The 18778-nt window shown below is 58.8% G+C and carries 20 protein-coding genes; 9 read left to right on the top strand and 11 right to left on the bottom strand.

The window, feature by feature from the left end:
• Window positions 1-13: 13 nt before the first annotated feature.
• From AC5S27_RS10820 to AC5S27_RS10810, 3 genes are all read right to left on the bottom strand, one after another.
• Window positions 14-2809: a beta-propeller fold lactonase family protein gene (locus tag AC5S27_RS10820; RefSeq protein ID WP_493934579.1), complete on the bottom strand. Its 2796-nt coding sequence runs from the start codon at window positions 2807-2809 to the stop codon at window positions 14-16.
• A gap of 111 nt (window positions 2810-2920) precedes the next feature.
• Window positions 2921-3418 (bottom strand): DinB family protein, encoded by a 498-nt coding sequence (locus AC5S27_RS10815; RefSeq protein ID WP_493934578.1) that lies wholly within the window; start codon window positions 3416-3418, stop codon window positions 2921-2923.
• A gap of 24 nt (window positions 3419-3442) precedes the next feature.
• A complete protein-coding gene (locus AC5S27_RS10810; protein ID WP_493934577.1) occupies window positions 3443-4255 on the bottom strand; it encodes an AAA family ATPase in 813 nt (270 codons plus the stop codon).
• 350 nt (window positions 4256-4605) lie between these two features.
• Between AC5S27_RS10810 and gap the strand changes: the two genes are divergently transcribed.
• The 4 genes from gap (at window position 4606) to AC5S27_RS10790 (ending at window position 8066) form a co-directional block, all read left to right on the top strand.
• Window positions 4606-5610 (top strand): type I glyceraldehyde-3-phosphate dehydrogenase, encoded by a 1005-nt coding sequence (gene gap / locus AC5S27_RS10805; RefSeq protein ID WP_493934576.1) that lies wholly within the window; start codon window positions 4606-4608, stop codon window positions 5608-5610.
• 136 nt (window positions 5611-5746) lie between these two features.
• Complete coding sequence (locus tag AC5S27_RS10800) at window positions 5747-6133, top strand: RidA family protein (protein ID WP_493934575.1); 387 nt, start codon at window positions 5747-5749, stop codon at window positions 6131-6133.
• Window positions 6134-6138: 5 nt separating this feature from the next.
• On the top strand, window positions 6139-7353 hold the full coding sequence (locus AC5S27_RS10795) for a phosphoglycerate kinase (RefSeq protein WP_493934574.1): 1215 nt from the start codon (window positions 6139-6141) through the stop codon (window positions 7351-7353).
• 257 nt (window positions 7354-7610) lie between these two features.
• On the top strand, window positions 7611-8066 hold the full coding sequence (locus AC5S27_RS10790) for a nucleotidyltransferase (RefSeq protein ID WP_493934573.1): 456 nt from the start codon (window positions 7611-7613) through the stop codon (window positions 8064-8066).
• Between the two features lie 24 nt (window positions 8067-8090).
• Here AC5S27_RS10790 and AC5S27_RS10785 read toward each other — a convergent pair whose 3' ends face one another.
• The gene (locus AC5S27_RS10785; RefSeq protein WP_493934572.1) at window positions 8091-8219 is read right to left on the bottom strand and encodes a hypothetical protein; all 129 of its coding nucleotides are present in this window, start codon (window positions 8217-8219) and stop codon (window positions 8091-8093) included.
• 43 nt (window positions 8220-8262) lie between these two features.
• Complete coding sequence (locus tag AC5S27_RS10780) at window positions 8263-9174, bottom strand: DUF817 domain-containing protein (protein ID WP_493934571.1); 912 nt, start codon at window positions 9172-9174, stop codon at window positions 8263-8265.
• A gap of 211 nt (window positions 9175-9385) precedes the next feature.
• Here AC5S27_RS10780 and AC5S27_RS10775 point away from each other — a divergent pair, with 211 nt between their 5' ends.
• Window positions 9386-10240 (top strand): DUF1003 domain-containing protein, encoded by an 855-nt coding sequence (locus AC5S27_RS10775; protein WP_493934570.1) that lies wholly within the window; start codon window positions 9386-9388, stop codon window positions 10238-10240.
• Between the two features lie 92 nt (window positions 10241-10332).
• On the opposite strand, the gene AC5S27_RS10770 is transcribed toward AC5S27_RS10775, so the two are convergent.
• A complete protein-coding gene (locus tag AC5S27_RS10770; protein WP_263332867.1) occupies window positions 10333-10560 on the bottom strand; it encodes a hypothetical protein in 228 nt (75 codons plus the stop codon).
• A 602-nt stretch (window positions 10561-11162) separates the two neighbouring features.
• On the opposite strand from AC5S27_RS10770, the gene AC5S27_RS10765 reads away from it, so the two are divergent.
• Entirely contained in the window at window positions 11163-11810 is a 648-nt protein-coding gene (locus tag AC5S27_RS10765) for a hypothetical protein (RefSeq protein WP_493934569.1), read from the top strand.
• 6 nt (window positions 11811-11816) lie between these two features.
• On the opposite strand, the gene hutH is transcribed toward AC5S27_RS10765, so the two are convergent.
• On the bottom strand, window positions 11817-13334 hold the full coding sequence (gene hutH / locus AC5S27_RS10760; RefSeq protein ID WP_493934568.1) for a histidine ammonia-lyase: 1518 nt from the start codon (window positions 13332-13334) through the stop codon (window positions 11817-11819).
• Window positions 13335-13427: 93 nt separating this feature from the next.
• Here hutH and AC5S27_RS10755 point away from each other — a divergent pair, with 93 nt between their 5' ends.
• From AC5S27_RS10755 to pdxH, 3 genes are all read left to right on the top strand, one after another.
• Window positions 13428-13937, top strand: coding sequence for an Lrp/AsnC family transcriptional regulator (locus tag AC5S27_RS10755; RefSeq protein WP_493934567.1), 510 nt, complete (start codon window positions 13428-13430; stop codon window positions 13935-13937).
• A 113-nt stretch (window positions 13938-14050) separates the two neighbouring features.
• The gene (locus tag AC5S27_RS10750; protein WP_493934566.1) at window positions 14051-15598 is read left to right on the top strand and encodes a GGDEF domain-containing protein; all 1548 of its coding nucleotides are present in this window, start codon (window positions 14051-14053) and stop codon (window positions 15596-15598) included.
• A gap of 62 nt (window positions 15599-15660) precedes the next feature.
• On the top strand, window positions 15661-16269 hold the full coding sequence (pdxH, locus tag AC5S27_RS10745; RefSeq protein WP_493934565.1) for a pyridoxamine 5'-phosphate oxidase: 609 nt from the start codon (window positions 15661-15663) through the stop codon (window positions 16267-16269).
• 36 nt (window positions 16270-16305) lie between these two features.
• On the opposite strand, the gene AC5S27_RS10740 is transcribed toward pdxH, so the two are convergent.
• From AC5S27_RS10740 to AC5S27_RS10725, 4 genes are all read right to left on the bottom strand, one after another.
• On the bottom strand, window positions 16306-16491 hold the full coding sequence (locus AC5S27_RS10740) for a hypothetical protein (RefSeq protein WP_493934564.1): 186 nt from the start codon (window positions 16489-16491) through the stop codon (window positions 16306-16308).
• Between the two features lie 60 nt (window positions 16492-16551).
• Window positions 16552-17391, bottom strand: coding sequence for an alpha/beta fold hydrolase (locus AC5S27_RS10735; RefSeq protein ID WP_493934563.1), 840 nt, complete (start codon window positions 17389-17391; stop codon window positions 16552-16554).
• A gap of 567 nt (window positions 17392-17958) precedes the next feature.
• Entirely contained in the window at window positions 17959-18339 is a 381-nt protein-coding gene (locus AC5S27_RS10730) for a hypothetical protein (protein WP_493934562.1), read from the bottom strand.
• Window positions 18336-18569: a hypothetical protein gene (locus tag AC5S27_RS10725; RefSeq protein WP_493934561.1), complete on the bottom strand. Its 234-nt coding sequence runs from the start codon at window positions 18567-18569 to the stop codon at window positions 18336-18338. Before AC5S27_RS10725 ends, AC5S27_RS10730 begins: the two co-directional genes overlap by 4 nt.
• Between the last annotated feature and the right edge of the window lie 209 nt (window positions 18570-18778).

Genomic DNA, 18778 nt, shown 5'->3' with positions numbered 1-18778 from the left:
TGCTATGGGAGTCTCAGTCATCGTCCTTATCGATTCGTTTATGCCGTTCGGTGAGCGATGGCGGCACAGGCGCATCGCCCCTCGCGTCCTTCCACAAAATCACGTTGAGCTTTTGCGCGTCAGCGCGGTCCGCGTGGCGAAAGTCCATCTTCATGCTTTCCTTCGCGCCGGCGGCAGTCTTCGCATTCGCCGTGTAGATAAGGCTGTTGTCGATGTTGGATCTGTCTGCGGTGTAGGGCGGCTGGTCTCCGGGGCCTGTGAACAAAGTACTTATCATCGAACTGAGCGCGTCGTTGTTGTTCATCGGCGGCAGGCCAAGCAGCGTCTCCATCGTCCGCAGAACACTGACGGTGGTGTAAAAACGGCTATCGACAAAAGCCGCGCCATTGGCAGCATGTGGAGCATACTTGCTGATCACCAGGGCTGTACTGCGATGCGCCTCCACATGATCGCCACCATCCTGTGCATCGTCTTCGAGAATGAAAAAAGCAGTGTCGTCCCAGTAGGGCGAATGCGAAATATCCTCGACCGCCCGGCCCACCGCAAGATCATTATCCGCCACCGATGCGGCAGGCGTTGGCCCTCCCGGACGCGTACCGGCTGTGTGGTCATTACCCAGGCGCAGAAGCACAAAACTGGGCATCGTGTCGCGGCCTTGCTGGCGGTCGGCAACCCAGCGTTTGAGATGCCTCTCAAAGATGTTCACACGCACCTGGTCCGGCACCATCAGCTCGAAGTCGGGTGCCTCTTCGGCAAAGTGACCGACTAACTCCGGCTTAGTGGCGATGTTACTTGCCATGCGCGGAATCGGCCATGGCCACTTATTCACGCCTCCGCCCCATTCAGCCGGCATAGCTTCACCAGGAGCGATGGACGCCGTCGAACAGTCGCGACCTGCCAGCACCGGCCCCTGTTGCGGATTGGCCGTCGCCTTCTCTCCGCAGAACGTAGTCGCGATGAATTCTCCAAAGTGGTAATAGCTCTTGCCATGAGCTGCGAGATTTCCCCATAAATAGCCGCTTTGCGGCTCATTCACATCAGGAATCTTCTGCAGGAGCGGATACCCTTCCGCCACAACTCCTTCATAGTCATACGTACGCTCACCGCCGCGATACGACTGCTGCCAGGTCTTCTCTAAATAGTCCGTCCCAATGCCCGCAGTGGACCACACGTGGCCATCGCCCGAAACTTCACCCGAGTCAAAAAAGTTATCCAGTACGCCGAACTGGAGGGCCAGCTTATGCTCGTTGGGAGTGATTGCCTGACCATAGATGGTCAGGCTAGGATCGCCATTGCCGACAGGCTTTCCATCCTTCTGCAGGTCGCCGAGAATCTGATCGTACGTACGGTTCTCCTTGATGATGTAGATCACGTGCTTGATCCGATTAGCAGAACCATCAGCGAATTGAATCTTCTCTTCGGCAGCCTTCATGCGGTTGGACTCAAGCACCACGTCGGTCCAGTGCGCCAGATCCTTCTCCACGGATGCCGTATCAAGTGTCGCCAGCGAACCATGCATCAGCGTGCCAATGTATGTGTACGGACGCAGCGCACGACTTCCCTTGGTCGCCGCAGTCTCGCGCATCGGGCGCCCATTCGGTCCCGCACCCTTGCCCTTTGCCGTGGCCACGTACAACTTGCCACCTGCCGAAGACGGAAGAAAGGCCAACGACATCGGCATCCACTCCGTGGGCACAAAGCCGATGGGCTCGACCATCCCTTTGCGTGCGGCTTGCGCCGTGAGCTTGCGCGTATCAAGGATGGCGATGGCATCCGTAATGGCGTTGGCGACATACAGGCGCGAACCGTCCGCGTTGAGCGCCAGTGCTTCAGGCTCAGCGCCAAAATAGCTTTGCCGCGGCAGACGCACATCAAAGTAGCCCTTCACCGAAAACTGACCAGATCCTACATTTACGGCAGCAACCGCATCGCGATTGGCAAGCGCGACATAAAGTGTTTTCCCGTCGGGAGAGAGCTCGAAGGCACAAGGATGCGTCCCCGGAGCTGTAGGCGTAGCTGGCTTCAACAGCGAAAGCTTGCGACCAACCTTGCCCGAATCCAAATCCAGTTCCGCAATCTCGGAAGCGTTCCACAGCGCAACATACGCATGGTGGCCATCCTTCGCAAGCGCCAGCGCTATCGGGTAAACCGACGGGACAGCGTTGCTCTCCGCCAAATCAAACCGCTTCTCAATCGTGCCCGTAGCAGGATCAAGCAGCAACACATCATCCGAAAGGTTATCGGCGACCAGCAAACGTGCGGAAGCACCCGAACCAACCAAAGCCAGTGCCGCCGGAAATGGTATGCCCTTGTCTCCATCGTCACCGCCAATCAGCTTTGTCTTCCGACCCGGCGCAAGCTGCTGTAGCGGCAACGGAATCATCCGCTCAGGCGCGATCTTACCGTCTGTAAAGCTGTAGACCGCCACGCCGTTGCCTGTGTTCTTCTTACCGTCGCCTACGGGAGCCGTAATCGAACCCATGCTCGCGTATAGGTGCCTGCCATCACGGCTAAAGACGAGTCCCGAATACAGCGTCTGCTTGGCGCCCACCAGAGTCCGATCATCAGGAAAGTCGGCAACTGTCCCGGTGCGCGTGTCCAGCACCGCCAAGGACTGCTCATACTCTGACTCAAAGCTGCCAAAGCCTGCATTCACAGTAACGACATAGCGTCCGTCCGGCGAAACAGCCATGGTCATCGGAAGGTTGTTCAGCTGCTGCGGACTGCCCGGCACCGGGCCGATCAATTGCTTGCTCGTGGGAAGGTCGATCGTTTGGCTCGACTGCGCAAAGAGTGCAGAGGTCAGCATCAGGCAGCCGCCAAGCGATAGAAACGTTTGAGGAGTCCGCATCGACATGCGTATACCCTAGCAAACCTTGCCTTGCTCTATCTTCACTGGACTGTAATAAATCTGCGGGAATTATCCACGCAGCGCCAGCAGCACCTTGGCCGTCGTGACAACCTGCCCTACATGACGCTGGGTGTGATCGGCCACGTGGATCAGCGCGCCTCCAAGAGTCGTAGGCAACTGCTTGCGTCCTACTCCGCGCGGCGTGTCAAAGTCTCCGGTTGCGAGTACACGGATGCGCTGAGCAGCATTTGCAAACGACGCGGCAACCTCAGCCAGCAACTCCGCCAGCGACTCGTTTCCGGTCTGTTCCGCCTTCAGCACTTCGAGCTGCGCCTCAGAGAGCTGATTGCCCTCCGCATAACAGAGGATACGGTCCACGCTGCGTGCAATGTGACGCAGTTGAAAAGCTACCGACGGCAGCCCAAGTGGATGCGCGTGCGCTTCGGCATCGGTAAGGCTAGCAGTCCACTTCGCGAGATCCTCCGTGGCCAGATCAAGTGCGTGCAAAACAGCCCGGCCCACCGCTGGCACTTCAGGATAGGTTCCGCTCATCCACGGTTCGGGCATACGCTCTTCTCTCTGAAATCGGGACTAAGCAGTCGCCTTCACCCGCACCACGGTAATCTTGCTGAAGCCTTCATCAAACGCCGGAGCCTTCAGCCGCTCGGCCATCTTCTGCATGACATCGTCGCTGACCGGCCGGTCGCGCTTGCTGTTACGGTCAAGGCAAACTTCCAACGGCACGTCGAAGAAGACCGCCTGCACCTCGTAACCAAAACTCGCAGCCATCTTGATCCACTGGCGGCGCTCATGCGGCGAGAGATTCGTCGCGTCCACGTAGTTCCACGGCATGCGCGCAATCAGCCGGGCGCGCAGCAGAGATCGCAGCGTCGAAAACACAAGTCCCTGGTAGCGCTGCTCTGTAATGTCGTCGAAGAGAATGGTGCGCAGCATGTCGCTCGACAACGGCGTAACCCCGCGGCGCTTGAACCAGGTCGTCTTGCCCGAACCGGGCAGCCCGATGGTGAGCACCACGAACCCCTTGGGATCCGTCGCAGTGCGCCCCGCGGCTGCATTTTCTTCCGGAGGCAGCGAAGGCATATCCGGCTGCGTCTCTTCTTCCAGGCGACCCGTGCCGCGATCCTCATCCGCATAGCGCGGCGCAGGCGCAGGATGACGATGCTGCCGGCCACCCCGCCCAAAATCAGGCTTGGAGGATGGCGGTGGAGGGGGCAACGGTGCGGCAGGCACTGCAGCACGCTGCACAGGCGCAGCAGGCGCGCTGCGCGGCAGTTCGTCAGGGTAGTTGGGCACCAGCGGGCGGGGTTGATTGGTCGGCAGTTCGTGACCGATCTTGCCGGTCGATTCCGTATTGTTGGGCTCTCGCTTCGAACGTCTTCTCATGCTGTTGGCAGTCTTCGCCTCTATTTCGAATTATCCCACTCCACCACATCATACTCACCTGGATGCACAAAAATCCGTGCATATTTCGTTACTCCCCTGCCCTCGCGCATCCCCGCCGCCGCGTCATGATTTCTGTACAACGAATCGCCAGGAAAATCGATTATTCAGCGAATTCATTTTGATCGCGTTGACAAGAGTGGTAATCTGATGAGTTTGGTGGGAGTCTCTGCGCGCAATCCAATAGGTAACCAATGTTCGCGAAATAACGGCTTGCGTCAAGACGTCATCGACTTCACAACAGTGGCTTTTTTCAACATCATCACCGGCACTTAATCAAGGAGAGTTCACACATGGCAGTTAAGGTTGGCATAAACGGCTTCGGCCGCATTGGCCGTAACGTTTTCCGCGCAGCGCTCGGCAACCCCGATATCGAATTTGTGGCGGTCAATGATCTGACCAGCCCCGCGATCCTGGCTCACTTGCTCAAGCACGATTCGATCCTGGGCAACCTGAAGAACGAGATCGTTGCTGGCGAGGATTCCATCACGGTTGACGGTAAGACTTTCAAGGTATTTGCCGAGCGCGACCCTGCCAAGCTGGACTGGGCTTCGACCGGCGCGGAAATCATCGTTGAGTCGACCGGCCACTTCACCGACGCGACCAAGGCCAAGGCTCACCTGGGAACCACCGTCAAGAAGGTCATCATCTCCGCCCCGGCCACCAACGAGGACCTCACCATCGTCCTCGGTGTGAACGACTCGAAGTATGACGCCTCCAAGCACAACGTCATCTCGAACGCCAGCTGCACCACAAACTGCCTCGCACCCGTCGTCAAGGTGCTCATCGAAAACTTCGGCATCGTCAGCGGCATCATGACCACCATTCATAGCTACACCAATGACCAGGTCATCCTCGACTTCCCACACAAGGATCTGCGCCGCGCCCGCGCTGCGGCCATCAACATGATCCCCAGCTCGACCGGTGCCGCCAAGGCACTAAAGCTGGTCATCCCTGAGACCGCTGGCAAGCTGGACGGCTTCGCCATCCGCGTCCCAACCCCCAACGTCTCGATCGTCGATCTCACCTTCATCTCCGAGAAGCCGACCGATGCAGCAGCCGTGAACGCCGCTCTCAAGGCCGCCAGCGAAGGCGAGCTCAAGGGCATCCTCGGCTACGAAGACCACGAGCTGGTAAGCTCCGACTTCAAGGGCAATCCGCTCTCGTCGATCGTAGACGCGCCGCTGACCAAGGTCGTCGGCAACAGCGTGAAAGTGCTGAGCTGGTACGACAACGAGTGGGGCTACTCCAACCGCGTCGTCGACCTGATCGGCTTCCTGGTGAAGAAGGGTCTCTAGTCAACCCGTATGTTGTGTTCAAGAGGCAGCGAGTTTCACGACTCGCTGCCTTTCGTTCCATAAACTAGAATTGTCATCCTGAGCGAAGCGAAGGATCTGCTTGGCCTGCGATGCTCGCCCGGAATCGAACACGTCAATGACAAGAACCAACCACCCCGGCACATCTCCCTACGAGCCCATCATCGGCTTCTCCCGCGCCGTGCGCGTTGGTAACACAATCTACGTGGCCGGCACGGGGCCAGTAGGCGCGGACGACGCCGACGCAGCAGGCCAAACGCGCCAGATTCTCTCCATCGCCAAAGACATTCTCGGCCGCGCCGGAGCCTCCTTCAGCGACGTCGTCCGCACCCGCATGTTCCTCACCCGCGCCGAAGACTGGGAGACTGTTGGCCAGGTCCACGGCGAAGTCTTCCGAGACATCCGTCCCGCCGCGACAATGGTCGTTGTGGCTGCACTTCTCAACCCCAAATGGCGCGTGGAAATCGAATTCGATGCAGTCGTTTCCACCCCGGAAAGCAACTAATCCATATGTCCAAGCTCTCCATTCGCGATCTCGATATCACCAACAAGCGCGTCTTCATCCGCGTTGACTTCAACGTGCCGCTCACCGAAGACGGCTCCGCCATCACCGATGACACCCGCATCCGCGCCACCCTGCCCACCATCGAATACGCGCTGCGCAAGAACGCCAAGGTCATCCTCGCCAGCCACCTCGGCCGCCCCAAGGGCAAGCACAACCCGAAGTACTCGCTGCGCCCGGTCGTTGACCGCCTGCGCGAGCTGCTCGATGAGGAAGTCTCGCTCGATGTCAACGTAGGCTTCTCGCCCGACTGCGTTGGTGAAATCGCCAGCGAGCTAGCTAACAACCTCGAATCCGGCCAAGTGCTGCTGCTCGAAAATCTTCGCTTCCACCCGCAGGAAGAAGCCAACGACGCGGAATTTTCGAAAGAACTCGCCGGCCTTGCCGATGTCTACGTCAACGACGCATTCGGCTCCGCTCATCGCGCTCACGCATCCACCGAGGGCATCACCCACTTCGTCAAGAAGGCCGCTGCTGGCCTGCTGATGGAGAAGGAGCTGACCTACCTTGGCAAGGCTCTAGAAGCTCCGGAGAAACCTTTCGTCGCCGTCATCGGCGGCAGCAAGATTTCGGGCAAGATCGACGTGATCGACAATCTGCTCGACAAGGTCGATACACTCATCATCGTCGGCGGCATGGCCTACACCTTCCAGCGTGCGCTCGGTGTAACAACGGGTAAGTCGCTTGTCGAAGAAGACAAGATCGACATCGCCAGGGAAGCTCTTGCAAAGGCAAAGAAGAACGGCGTCAAGCTGCTGCTCCCCGTCGATAACATCCTCGCCGACGACTTCTCACCGACGGCCAGGACGCAGGAGTGGGACAGCACCAAGAACTTCCCCGCTGACTGGCAAGGCCTCGACATCGGCCCGAAGACCATCGCGCTCATCAAGGACGTTGTCACCGACGCCCGCACCATCCTCTGGAACGGCCCCGCCGGCGTCTTCGAGTTCCCTGCCTTCGCCGTGGGCACCAACGCCATCGCCCATGCAGTCGCAGCGAACAAAGCAGCCATCAGCATCATCGGCGGCGGCGACTCCGTAAGCGCCATCAACCAGGCAGGAGTCGCGGACCAGATCACCCACATCAGCACCGGCGGCGGCGCCAGCCTCGAATTCCTCGAAGGCAAAAAGCTCCCCGGCGTCGAAGCGCTGGCCGATAAGTAACGCTCGTGGAGCATCATCATTCCGACTGCGGGAACGGTGATGATGATGCTCCCTATCAGTTTGAATCTTTCTAGTCAGACACGAATACTCCGCGTAGAATCGTAGCGTGAGCTCATCGAAGACAATCCAGCGCTTCGCAAACCATGCTGAGCAAAAGGCAGAAGTAAACCGCTATTGGGCGAAACGTACGCCGGGGGAGCGCCTCTCAGCAGTGTGGGAGGCGACAGCTGCAGCTTATGCCTTCAAGGGAATTCAGTATGACCCTACCCGAAGATCTCCGGCAACTCTTACTCGCGTTCAACGAACACGGGGTTGAGTATCTAATCATCGGAGGGTATGCCGTAGGTGCTTACGCAGAGCCTCGTGCCACCAAAGATCTTGACCTGTTCATTCGGTCGGAAATCGCGAATAGCGAAGCAGTTTTTCGAGCTCTTGCCGTGTATGGAGCACCGGTCGCCGGTCTGAGTCCGGCTGATTTTCGCGATGATCCGCGCTCCGTATTTCAGATCGGCCAGCCGCCTGCCCGCGTAGACATTCTCCAGCACATCGACGGCGTTGAATTCGATGAAGCCTGGGATGATCGAACCGAGACAACAGTTGCTGGTATACCGGCACACGTCATTTCCGCCCGGCACTTAATTCAGAACAAAATTAAGTCCGGAAGAATGCGCGATCTGGCAGATGTAGAAGCCATCCGTGAAGCTCAAGGCTAGACATAATTAGCCGAAATGGTTTACCTAAGAATCCACGCGCTCCGGCTCCCACTCATCCGCATACGTCCGCTCGATGGTGTCTTCCAGGTCCTGCTTCTTCAATTCTTCCAAACGCTTCTCGCGCTCTTCGCGCTCTTCCCGGCCATCGCTCATAGCGTCCCTCCTGCTTCCAGTTTAAGCAAATCGCGGATCACAGTCAGTCGCGCACGGCGAGTTCTCGCGCAGGCACCAGAACACCTTCCGTCGCAACCTCTGCTTCAGGAGGCGGCTGCGGCCTGTGCACCAGCGTCACCAGGATAAAGCTGATAATCATCAGCAGAAACCACGCGCCATACTTACCCGCATTCACCATCACCCAGCCCTCGCGCTGGTTGGGATAAACCCACGCTGCCGCAAACGTCCCGATGTTCTCCGCAGCCCAGATAAATAGCGCCACCAGCGCAAAGCCGACGATCAACGGCATCCGCCTGTATTTCTGATATGGCTTGTAATAGACCATCGTCCGACCGAAGGCGATCAATACCAGTGCAAACAGCCCGATGCGAATATCGGGCAGGTAGTGATGCGTGAAGAAGTTGGCATAGATCAGACCGGCCAGCACCACCATAACCCATCGCCCGGGAAAGCGCGTGTAGCGCATGTCGACGATGCGGCTGACACGCGCCAGAAAGCTTCCCACCGAGGCATACATGAATCCGCTGAAAAGCGGCACATGCCCGAGGTGAAAGATCGTCCCCTGCGCCAGCTCCGGATAGGCCCACGACCCCACGCTGGTCTTGAACAGCTCCATCAGCGTGCCGACAACGTGGAAGACAAGGATGATCTTAGCCTCCCGCACCGTCTCCATACGCAGCACCAGCATGAAGATCTGGATCGTCAACGCGGCCAGGAAGAGAAAGTCATATCGAGCGAGAAAGAACGGGTGCGGCCAGAACCATTTCGTCACGAGCACCAGCGTCAGCAGCAGCCCGCCAAACAGGCAAGCCCAACCCTGCTTGAAGGTGAAGAGAAACAGCTCCCAGAGCACAGCATTGCGCGGACTCGAAGGAACATGATTCTCAAACCGGATACGAACGGAATGAAACCGGGATTTCGTGTAGGCCAGCATAGTTAGAGTGTCACCTCAAGAGTAATGCAGGTCCGCTCCGATATGGCGCGGACCGGACAGACCGATGGTGACATTGCCCTTGTCATTAACCGGAAAATCATCAATTTTGGCACGCTACGACCTGCGCTGGTCTGATAAGGTCTCTCGGACGAGTGCTCCGCCGGCGCAATATCAAAGAGCCTCGTGAACCTATCCTTGGGAGAAGCCCAACATGCCCTGCGCTCCAGAAGAACTGCGACACATTCCGCTGTTTGAACTACTCGATGAAGAAGAACTGGAAGTGCTCGCCGCTCAGGTAGAGATGAAGCAGTTCGCCGCGCGCGAGCGCATCTTCAAGATCGGTGAACCCTCAGGCCGGGCCTACATGCTGATCTCCGGTCACGTCCGCGTTACCACCATCGATGAAGACCAGCAGGAAGTGCTGATCGACGAACCAGGACATGGCGAATTGTTCGGCTTTGCATCCATGCTCGACCAGGCGCCGCACCAGGCCAGCGCCATGGCAATGAAAGAGACCATCTGCGTTGAGCTGGACCGCCACGACATCTCCACCCTGCTTGAACGCAAACCCATGGCCGGGCTGGACATGCTGACTGTCATGGGGCGCCAGCTGCATGCCTCGCAGCGTCTGATTCAAGTGCGAGCCAGCCGCAACGCCAACGAAGTCATCGAAGAAGAGGCGACATTCGGCGAGCGCATCGCAGACGCTGTCGCCCGCTTTGGCGGATCCTGGAACTTCATCATTTCCTTCGGCATCGTATTGGTGGTGTACTCCACCCTGAACGTCGTGCTCCAAAGCCGCGCGTGGGACCCCTACCCGTTCATTCTGCTGAATCTGTTTCTCTCCATGCTGGCCTCGATCCAGGCGCCAGTGATCATGATGAGTCAGAACCGGCAGGACACGAAGGACAGACTTCGCAGCGAACTCGACTTTGACGTAAACCGCAGGGCGGAAGCCGAGATTCAGGCGCTTTCCCAGAAGCTGAACCTGCTAAACGACAAGATGGGGGATGTTGAGGAGCTGTTGCGCGGCAAAGGCGGTGTCCCAATTGGCAGTGGTAACTAGAGTGACTCCCCGCCGCAAAAACAAAACGCTGCTCCCGAAGAGGGGGCAGCGTTTGTTTTGAAAATCGCGACAAAGATGGCGCGAAAAATATCCTACAGAGTAGATTCGATTTCGAATCCCCAGGCCTCAAGCAGCGCTTCCGGAATGTACTTGGAGTTGCGGTTGCGGCGCGCCCATTCACGAAGGCGGGTCGAACGGATGTACTGGTCCGGGGTGAGCTTGAATTCCTTGACGATCTGCTCGAACGAGGTGACGGTGGGTACTACCGGGCCGATCGGCTCAGGCTTGCCCCAGTTCGGATTTCCACGACGCTTTGCCATCGATGTGTTCCCTCTTCTTTTGGAAAGGTAATTGCGTTATTGCGAGCCAACCAGCCGGACTATTTACCCTGATCCGATCCACTTTCGACCTCTGCGGGCCGAAGGACGATCTAGGAAGCATCGGACTGAACAGTGAGACCAACGGGCAGGCTACGAAACTCTTATACTAGGCGATTTTGCTTCAAAAATCAATAGAAAAACGCAGCCAAGGTCCGAGATTCCATAGATTGACGTAGGCGTTCAAGTCGGACGAAACCCTTATTTATGTTGACTTTAAGCAGAACGCCGAGTGGGTTCGGCTGAGTGTCCCGCAACAAAGTTTCCCACGCCTCCCTGTTCCAGGGTAACCATGATGCGCCGATGCCAGGATATTCTTTAGTAAATACCAAGCTCAGTCCCAACTAAGATGTCAACTCCACACTTCATCGCTCTGCGGGTCATGCAAGGTCCATCGGGCGAGGCGAATCCTACGAGACGAATCATGCCAGATTGCTCAACCCCGGCCACCCCGGTGCGATAAGATTCTGGTTTGCATTTGCCGGTCCGGCGTGCGCCAATCAGCGCACTCGACCGGCTTCATAGAAATTCCGGAGGTCGCGTCCGTGCGAATCCTGCTTGCCACTCTTCTCTGCTTCGCCGCTGTCCCCGCCGCAGCCTATGGCCAGGACGCAGCCGCCGTTCCTGCCGCGACCACCACAGCAGCTCTGCTGCAACCCTCCCTCGACGGACTCGGACAAACGGTAGCATCCGTCAAACTCGAGAAATGGAAGGGTGGATCGGTTCGCGAAGAGGCCGGTCAGTACATCGTTTCGATCCAGAAGGACCTCCAGGGTCCGCTTCCCGCGCTCATCACTACGGCCGATGCCGCTCCTGGCTCATTGAGCAAGGCAATGGCTGTGTCGCGCAACGTGAACGCCCTGTACGACGTTCTACTCCGCGTCGTCGACGGCTCGCGCATCGCCGGGCCGGTCGACCAGGTAAACCGCCTGCAGGACGCCATGGTAGCCCTCGAAAAGTCACGGCACGCTCTGGACGACCACCTACTCGCCATGGCCTCCGCGCAGGAAAAGCAGATCGTTGACTTGCAGGCAGCACTCAAACCCCCGCCGCCAGTCGTAGCAGCCTGTCCCGCTCCGCCGCCCGCTCCCGAGCCAACACAGAAAAAGAAGGTCGTGAGAAAGAAGAAGCCAGCCGTCACTCCAGCTCCCGCGAACACTCAGCCCGCGCCGGCGTCCAAGCCGAATCCGTAAGACGAGTTAAAGCATGCGAGTCCGGATCAGCCTGGCAATGGCCTCAATATCCGGCGCCGGAACGCGGTCTTCGTCCAGATGTGGCACCACGGAGCGTATCGTCGCATGCGCTGCCGCGACCGCATGGCTCGGCTTGAGCGGCAGGCGATAGTCCAGACCCTGCGCCGCACACAGTAGTTCAATCGCGAGAATCAGCTCGAGATTATGCGCGATCTGGCGCAACTTCAGCGCGCCCGTCATGCCCATCGAAACATGGTCTTCCTTGCCGCCTGACGTTGGCACCGAGTCCGTACTCGACGGATGCGCAAGCACTTTGCATTCGTTCAGCAAGGCCGCCGCAGTGACATGCGCGATCATGTAGCCCGACGAGAGCCCGGCATCCGCGCAAAGAAAGGCGGGCAGTCCTTCGTTGATGTCCGGATTGATGAGCCGGTCAATGCGGCGCTCACTGATGCTGGCCAGATCGGTCAGCGCAATCGCAGCGTAGTCGAACGCATACGCCAGCGGCGCTCCGTGAAAGTTCCCACCGGAAATCACGCAGGCATCGCACCCTAGCGCCCGGGGAAAGACCAGCGGATTGTCCGTAGCCGAGCCGGATTCCGTCTCCAGAATCCGCGTCACATGGTGCAGTACATCACGCACAGCCCCATGCACCTGCGGCATGCAGCGCAGGCAATACGCATCCTGCACGCGGGGATCGTTCGCCACATGCGACTCACGAATCTCGCTGCCTTCCAGCAGATCAGTAAGATTGGCCGCGCTGGCTATCTGCCCAAAATGCGGCCGGGCAGCATGAATACGCGGATCGAACGCCACCGGCGTACCCTTCAGCGCTTCGAGTGACATCGCCCCGGCAAGATCCGCCAGTTCCGTCAATCGCATCGCGTGCGTCACCGTCAGCGCACCGACGCCTGTCATCGCCTGCGTTCCATTCAGCAGCGCGAGACCCTCCTTCGCCGCCAGCGCCAGCGGCGCAAGCCCCGCAGCAGCCAGTGCCAGCGCTCCCGGTTGGCGAAGATGCTGATGCACAGCTTCCCCTTCGCCGATCACAACCAGCGCCAGATGCGCCAGCGGCGCAAGATCCCCGCTCGCTCCTACCGAGCCCTTTGCCGGAATCACTGGATGCACGCCCCGGTTGAGCATCGCCGCCAGCAACTCCACCAGTTCCGGGCGTACGCCGCTGTGCCCCTTCGCCAGCACATTGGCCCGCAGCAGCAGCATCGCGCGCGACTCAGCCTCAGAAAGCGGCTCACCAACGCCGCACGCATGGCTGCGAACAAGATTCGTCTGCAGCTGCGCCAGCTTCTCTGGGGCAATATTGACGTCAGCCAGCTTCCCGAAGCCGGTGTTCACGCCATAGACCGTCTGGCCAGTGGTCAGAATGTGCTCAATCACCTGGCGACTCTGATGCATGCGGGCCGCGGCCTCCGGAGCGACATGCACCGGCCGGTGATGAACAGAGACAGATTCGATTTCGGCAAGCGTGAGCGGGCGGCCGTCGAGATGGAGAGGTTCCAAATGCATGCTCTTGATCGTAGGCCGATCACGCCCCACGGTACAGACACGATGCCCGGCAGCAGTTGGCCTGGAACGCGGAATCCACTATGATCGGTTGCTATGGCCATGGATTCCACCACACTGATGGACAGCTTTGGGCGAAGCCTCCTCGCCGAGCTGCAGGATAATGCCCGCCTTTCCGTCGCTGAACTGGCGCGACGCGTCGGCCTCTCCGCCACCGCGACCGCCGAGCGCATGAAGCAGATGGAAGAGATCGGCATCGTGCGCGGATACACGGTCGAGATGGACCGCGAAGCTCTCGGCCTCGAAGTGCTGGCCTTCATCCGCCTCACCTGCGACGGGCAGCACTACTTCCGCCTGATGGAATTCGTGCAAACACTCGAAGAAGTCCGCGAATGCCATCACCTCACCGGCGGCGACGCCTTCTTACTCAAGGTGACGACCACCTCCATGAGCGGCCTGGAGGCTCTCATTGAGGCGCTCTTGCCCTACGGCAATCCAGTGACGAGCGTGGTACTTTCAACTCCCATCGAACGGCGCAAGTACGCGGTCACCGGCAAGCTGACCTCAGTCGCGAAGCGCAAGCCATCCATCCCCGGACGCCGCTAGCGCGGCCTTCCGGCAATGCCGATGGCGTGCCAATCCACCGATTATGACTTTGGAGAGCATCCGTGTGCGATTTCACTCAGAAATTCATCTGAGTTCAGACATACTTGGAGTCAATGCTGAAGCGCGCTCCGCGGATTCGTTCTGTACTGGTTCTGGCCGTGGCGCTCGCATGCCTTGACCATCTCCTCAACACGATTCCGTCCCTGAGAACTTCTTTTGCCAACTACGCGACCCAGCTCATCATTCCATTGATCGCAGTCGCGGCGTGCTGCTGGCGGGCACGCTCCCTGACGGACCGCGCCCGAGTGGTCTGGTTGCTGCTGGCCGGCAGCGTGGCCGTGTGGGCCTGCGGCATGGCCATATCGATCTGGGAAGAGCACATGCTCGTCATTCCCTTTGCGATCGCCGGCGTCTCTGACTTCGCTTTCTTCTTCTACGGCGTCCCGATTCTCTTTTCCTTAGCCATGCCCGTCGAAGGCATGCGGATCTCACTCTTCCGCTGGCTCGATGGCTTTCAGGCCGTTTTTGCCGGCTACCTGACCTACGTCACGATCTTCTCCGTACTACCGTTTTCGTCTCAACCACTGCATCCCGTACCGACATCGCTGCTTGTCCTGACGTACAACGTCGAGAACCTGATCCTGGTGGTTTGCTGCGCCTTCCGGCTTGCTGCCGCACCCAGAGGCGGAGAGCAGTGGCGCTTCTACAGAACGCTTTTCATTTTTCTGCTCTGCTACGCCATCGGGGTCGGAACATACAACCACCTCGAGATGCTGACCGACGGCCATTCCGGTGCGAACCTGCTAGCCGATATCCCAATGTTGCTGCTTCCCGTGCTCATCGCGTGGCTACCGCCGGTACTTCCCAACACACCAGAGCTGCAGGCAGAATCGGCGGCCGTCGAGGTCGCTCGCCAGAGAAATCCTCTGGTTCTCTTCATCGACAATGTGAGCCCGATCCTCATCACGCTGGCACTGCTGGCGTTGGGCATGGGCGTCCTGCGCGAACACTTCCCGCTGGGCGCGGGAGCGATCTGCGTCGCACTGGGGGTGTACGGCGTTCGAACCACCATCCTCCAGCTCCGCTACCGCGAAGTCCAGCTGGAGCTGCAATCTGCCCGCGACCGGCTGGAAGAAATGTCCCTGCAGGACGCTCTGACCGGAATTGCCAATCGCCGCAGCTTCGACCGCACGATCGAGTCCGAGTGGCACCGCGCCATGCGCACGCTCCATCCACTCGCTCTGCTGATGATTGACCTCGACCACTTCAAGCAAATCAACGACCGCTTCGGGCATCCCTACGGCGACCGCTGCCTGATTCAGATCGCAAGCGCCCTGCGAGCCGTCGCCTCTCGCAGCGGCGACCTGGTAGCGCGCTATGGCGGCGAGGAGTTCGCGGTCATCCTTCCCGCCACATCGGGGGAAGCAGCAGAACTGCTCGCCACTCACATGCAGGCCGCCGTGCGCGCCCTTGAGATCGCCAACGAAACCCCAATAGGGCCGTTTGTCACCATCAGTGTTGGAATCTCAACATACATCTCCCCGGAGCCTGGCTCTCCCGAGCTGCTCATCGAAGCAGCTGACCGCGCGCTGTACCGGGCCAAGGCGCGCGGACGCGACAGGATCGAGCAGGCCGCCATGTCCGAGCTCGCTTCCCGATGATGCCATCAACAGCCGCTCGTGAAGACGCTGTGACCGCAATTGCAAATAGATAGAATCAAGTCATGAGTGGAGAATTGGAAGTTGGAAACATCGCGCTGCATCCGGACCCGTTGGCACTCTTCGATCAATGGTTCAAGCTGGCTGAAGCCAGCGAACCGAACGATCCGAATGCAGTCGCACTGGCCACTGCAACAGCCGACGGCACACCCAGCGTGCGTATGGTGCTGGCGAAGCCGGTTGACAACTATCCTTTCTGCTTTTTCACCAATGCAGAAGGACGCAAGGGTCGCGAACTAGAGCAGAACAAGCGTGTAGCGCTCTGCTTCCACTGGAAGTCCCTGCGGCGCCAGGTCCGCGTCGAAGGCACCGTTTCCCTTCTCGATGCGAAGGCGGTCGATGCGTACTTTCACAGCCGCTCACGCAGAAGCCAGATCGGAGCTGCAGTTTCGCAGCAAAGCCGCGAGCTCGCCAGCCGCGAGGAGTTGGAAGATGCAGTGCGGGACTTTGAAGCGGCACACCCCGGAGAAATTCCCCGCCCGGAGTATTGGGCAGGTTATCGCGTAACCGTGGAGCGCATTGAGTTCTGGATTGACGGTGCCAACCGCCTCCACGACCGTTTTCTCTTCACCCGCTCAGGGGACAGCTGGACCACCGTCCGGCTTTATCCGTAGAGCCTGATTCCCGGATCGGTGTCTTCAGCGGTGCTGCTATGGAGCAGGCTTCTCGGGCGGCGCGTACTCGGGATCCTCTTCTTCGATTACATAGCCCTCGCCGGCCGGCTCGCCCAGCGGCACGGGAGCTGTCAGGTCTTCCTGCTTCGGAGGATCCGGCAGCGGAATGATATCGACGTTGGTGTCAGGATTCGGTGCCAGCGGATCGCTTAAGGTTCCCATGGTTACCTCCTGCCCAGTGAGATGCAGAAAATCCCCTGCGCGCGCTGCTTGCGCGATACGTCACCTGCGGCCCCGGTAATCATCCTCGTCGCCGTGCAGAAAGATCGCCGTGTGCTCCACAAAAAGCCTTGGATATTGGAACAGCGAGCCATGCGCTGCGTCCGGGTAGATCGTCAGGTACGCGTTGGGCAGATTCTCGGACAGTATGTAGGAATTTTCCGGGTTCACGATGATGTCGGACTCACCATTCACGACCAGCACAGGCATCTTGATGTGCTTGAGATACTGGAAGCGCTGCGAGTAGAGACCGGAAGGCTGGCCCCATTCCTGGAACGCAGCGAATTGCGCGGCCTGAACCGTGGTCAGCACCGGCGTGTCGCGGTTTTCGCTGCGGGCGTCGCGGCGCTTGAAGAACTCGCGTCCGGCGGCGCGGCTCGTCTCCGACGAAGTAAACAGGCCGTCCATCCAGAAGTCATCCGGGTCCGCATAGGCGGTGCTGAAGAGCACCTGGGACTTCGGCGTGAGCGGAATATCATCCCCGTTGCGCGGTCCGCTGCCGACCAGCACCAGGCGGCGCACGAGATCCGGCCGCTGCAAGGCCAGTTCCTGCGCCACCATCGAGCCAATCGAGAAGCCGAGCACGTCGACGCGAAACAGCCCCAGCGCATCCATGAAGATGCTGGCATCGCGAGCCATCTCCGCGAAGGTCTCCGGCACCGTCCCGGAGGAACTGGCAACACCCGCATTGTTGAAGAGGATCACTTCGCGACCCAGCGCGAGGCCGTCGGTGATGACCGGGTCCCAGCTATCCATATTACCCATTAAATGCTGGTGGAAGACCAGCGGCACGCCCCGCGGATTGCCGAATCGGCGATACGCAAAACGGATGCCATTGGCCACGACAAACTGCGTCGGAGCAGTATGGTGCGTGTGAATGATAGGAATAGCCAACACCTCTGGAGAAAATGGGCATTTCTACGCGATCCGGGCTCTAATGACCCGGTATCTCGGTAACGACTTCTGCGCAAAATGATACATCGTCAAGAAGCATTTGCGACGTCATTGGGCGAATGCTTTTCGGGACAGTTCGCTGGTCAAGCACAGTTAGGGGGTGGGGTACCCATTTTTTCCTCCGTTTGTGCTTCAAGTTACTGACTTGAAGCAGGTTGGAGCTATGCAGCCGTGCGCTTTTGCGACGTTTTGTGCGCCCTTTGTGCAGTCCCGTTATGTCGGCTGGCCCGGGGCGGTCTCATTCACCTTGAACGAGGCGCTGTTTCGATTGTGCGCTCTTCCCGTGAAATCCAACGCAAATCGCTTCATCCGCTAAACTTCTTTGAATGGAACGAGTTAAGCGGCAAAAGCGTCAGGCGCCGCTTGACAGAACCGAAGCCTCATATGGCGTACGGAATGTGGTACTGCAGTTCCCTGCTGCTCCATTCCGCCCTAAGAACGTTGCTTAGAACGAGTTCAATTGAGAGGGAAATTTGCGCCGGATCCAGACGTTGCGGTTGAGGCGTCAGCGGTGGGTTCGAGCAGGTGATATTGGGTAATCACATTCTGCATCGCGTCGCCGAGCTTCCGCAAGGGCTGCCCTCTATCCTTTACTTCCTGCTCGGTACTGATTGCAGCGAAGATACCTTGATCGGTGAGCAGGTAAAATGTGACCTCGCCAGTCTGGGGCAAGGGAAAGTTTGTTGTCAGGTGAGCTTGCTTCTGGCACTCTGCGGCTAACTCTGTTGCTTGTTTCGCTGCACTGTTGATTGTCTCCTTGGACTGACCGCCTATGTATCCCCCTCCACTGCTGAGATAGACGCTGGCGTTCCCATCCGAAAGAGCGAGCACGGTCACGGATCCGTTGGAATGCCCCAATCCATGACGACGCCCCAGGGTGTTGCGGACGTTGCGGCAGGAGGAATGCCCAGCTTTTCACGAGAACTGGTGATTGCTGACTGGCGCAAACCCATGTAAACGTCGTTGGAGGAGATTGACTGCTTTGCGCGTTGCCGGCCGCGAAGAAGGAAAACAACGGAAAGCACGACGAGCAGTGCGGCAGCCAGACAGGTTGCAAAGATTTTCACAAGCTGAATTTTACGATAGAAAAATCAGCGGTCGTGCTTCCCACCCGCATTTGTGGTGGTGCGAACTTTAGGGTGGGGCACCCGCCGATGTTCACCCCAGCGACGAAGACCTGTCGCTGGGGTCCCTGATGGCTTGGGCTGGTTTTGTGCTGGCTCATGAAGCTAGGGTTCGTGCTTCACTCGAATTTGATCTCGCATTTCAAAAACGA

Source organism: Acidicapsa borealis (genome assembly GCF_059115245.1).
This window is presented reverse-complemented; position numbering and strand designations above follow the sequence as displayed.

Excerpts from the sequence above, each read along its gene's own strand:
- hutH (WP_493934568.1), bottom strand. The coding sequence starts at position 13,334 with ATGCATTTGGAACCTCTCCATCTCGACGGCCGCCCGCTCACGCTTGCC.
- AC5S27_RS10785 (WP_493934572.1), bottom strand. The coding sequence starts at position 8,219 with ATGAGCGATGGCCGGGAAGAGCGCGAAGAGCGCGAGAAGCGTTTGGAA.
- gap (WP_493934576.1), top strand. The coding sequence starts at position 4,606 with ATGGCAGTTAAGGTTGGCATAAACGGCTTCGGCCGCATTGGCCGTAAC.
- AC5S27_RS10740 (WP_493934564.1), bottom strand. The coding sequence starts at position 16,491 with ATGGGAACCTTAAGCGATCCGCTGGCACCGAATCCTGACACCAACGTC.
- AC5S27_RS10780 (WP_493934571.1), bottom strand. The coding sequence starts at position 9,174 with ATGCTGGCCTACACGAAATCCCGGTTTCATTCCGTTCGTATCCGGTTT.
- AC5S27_RS10770 (WP_263332867.1), bottom strand. The coding sequence starts at position 10,560 with ATGGCAAAGCGTCGTGGAAATCCGAACTGGGGCAAGCCTGAGCCGATC.
- AC5S27_RS10800 (WP_493934575.1), top strand. The coding sequence starts at position 5,747 with ATGACAAGAACCAACCACCCCGGCACATCTCCCTACGAGCCCATCATC.
- AC5S27_RS10810 (WP_493934577.1), bottom strand. The coding sequence starts at position 4,255 with ATGAGAAGACGTTCGAAGCGAGAGCCCAACAATACGGAATCGACCGGC.
- AC5S27_RS10820 (WP_493934579.1), bottom strand. The coding sequence starts at position 2,809 with ATGCTGACCTCTGCACTCTTTGCGCAGTCGAGCCAAACGATCGACCTT.
- AC5S27_RS10790 (WP_493934573.1), top strand. The coding sequence starts at position 7,611 with ATGACCCTACCCGAAGATCTCCGGCAACTCTTACTCGCGTTCAACGAA.
- AC5S27_RS10750 (WP_493934566.1), top strand. The coding sequence starts at position 14,051 with ATGCTGAAGCGCGCTCCGCGGATTCGTTCTGTACTGGTTCTGGCCGTG.
- AC5S27_RS10815 (WP_493934578.1), bottom strand. The coding sequence starts at position 3,418 with ATGCCCGAACCGTGGATGAGCGGAACCTATCCTGAAGTGCCAGCGGTG.
- pdxH (WP_493934565.1), top strand. The coding sequence starts at position 15,661 with ATGAGTGGAGAATTGGAAGTTGGAAACATCGCGCTGCATCCGGACCCG.
- AC5S27_RS10775 (WP_493934570.1), top strand. The coding sequence starts at position 9,386 with ATGCCCTGCGCTCCAGAAGAACTGCGACACATTCCGCTGTTTGAACTA.
- AC5S27_RS10795 (WP_493934574.1), top strand. The coding sequence starts at position 6,139 with ATGTCCAAGCTCTCCATTCGCGATCTCGATATCACCAACAAGCGCGTC.
- AC5S27_RS10755 (WP_493934567.1), top strand. The coding sequence starts at position 13,428 with ATGGCCATGGATTCCACCACACTGATGGACAGCTTTGGGCGAAGCCTC.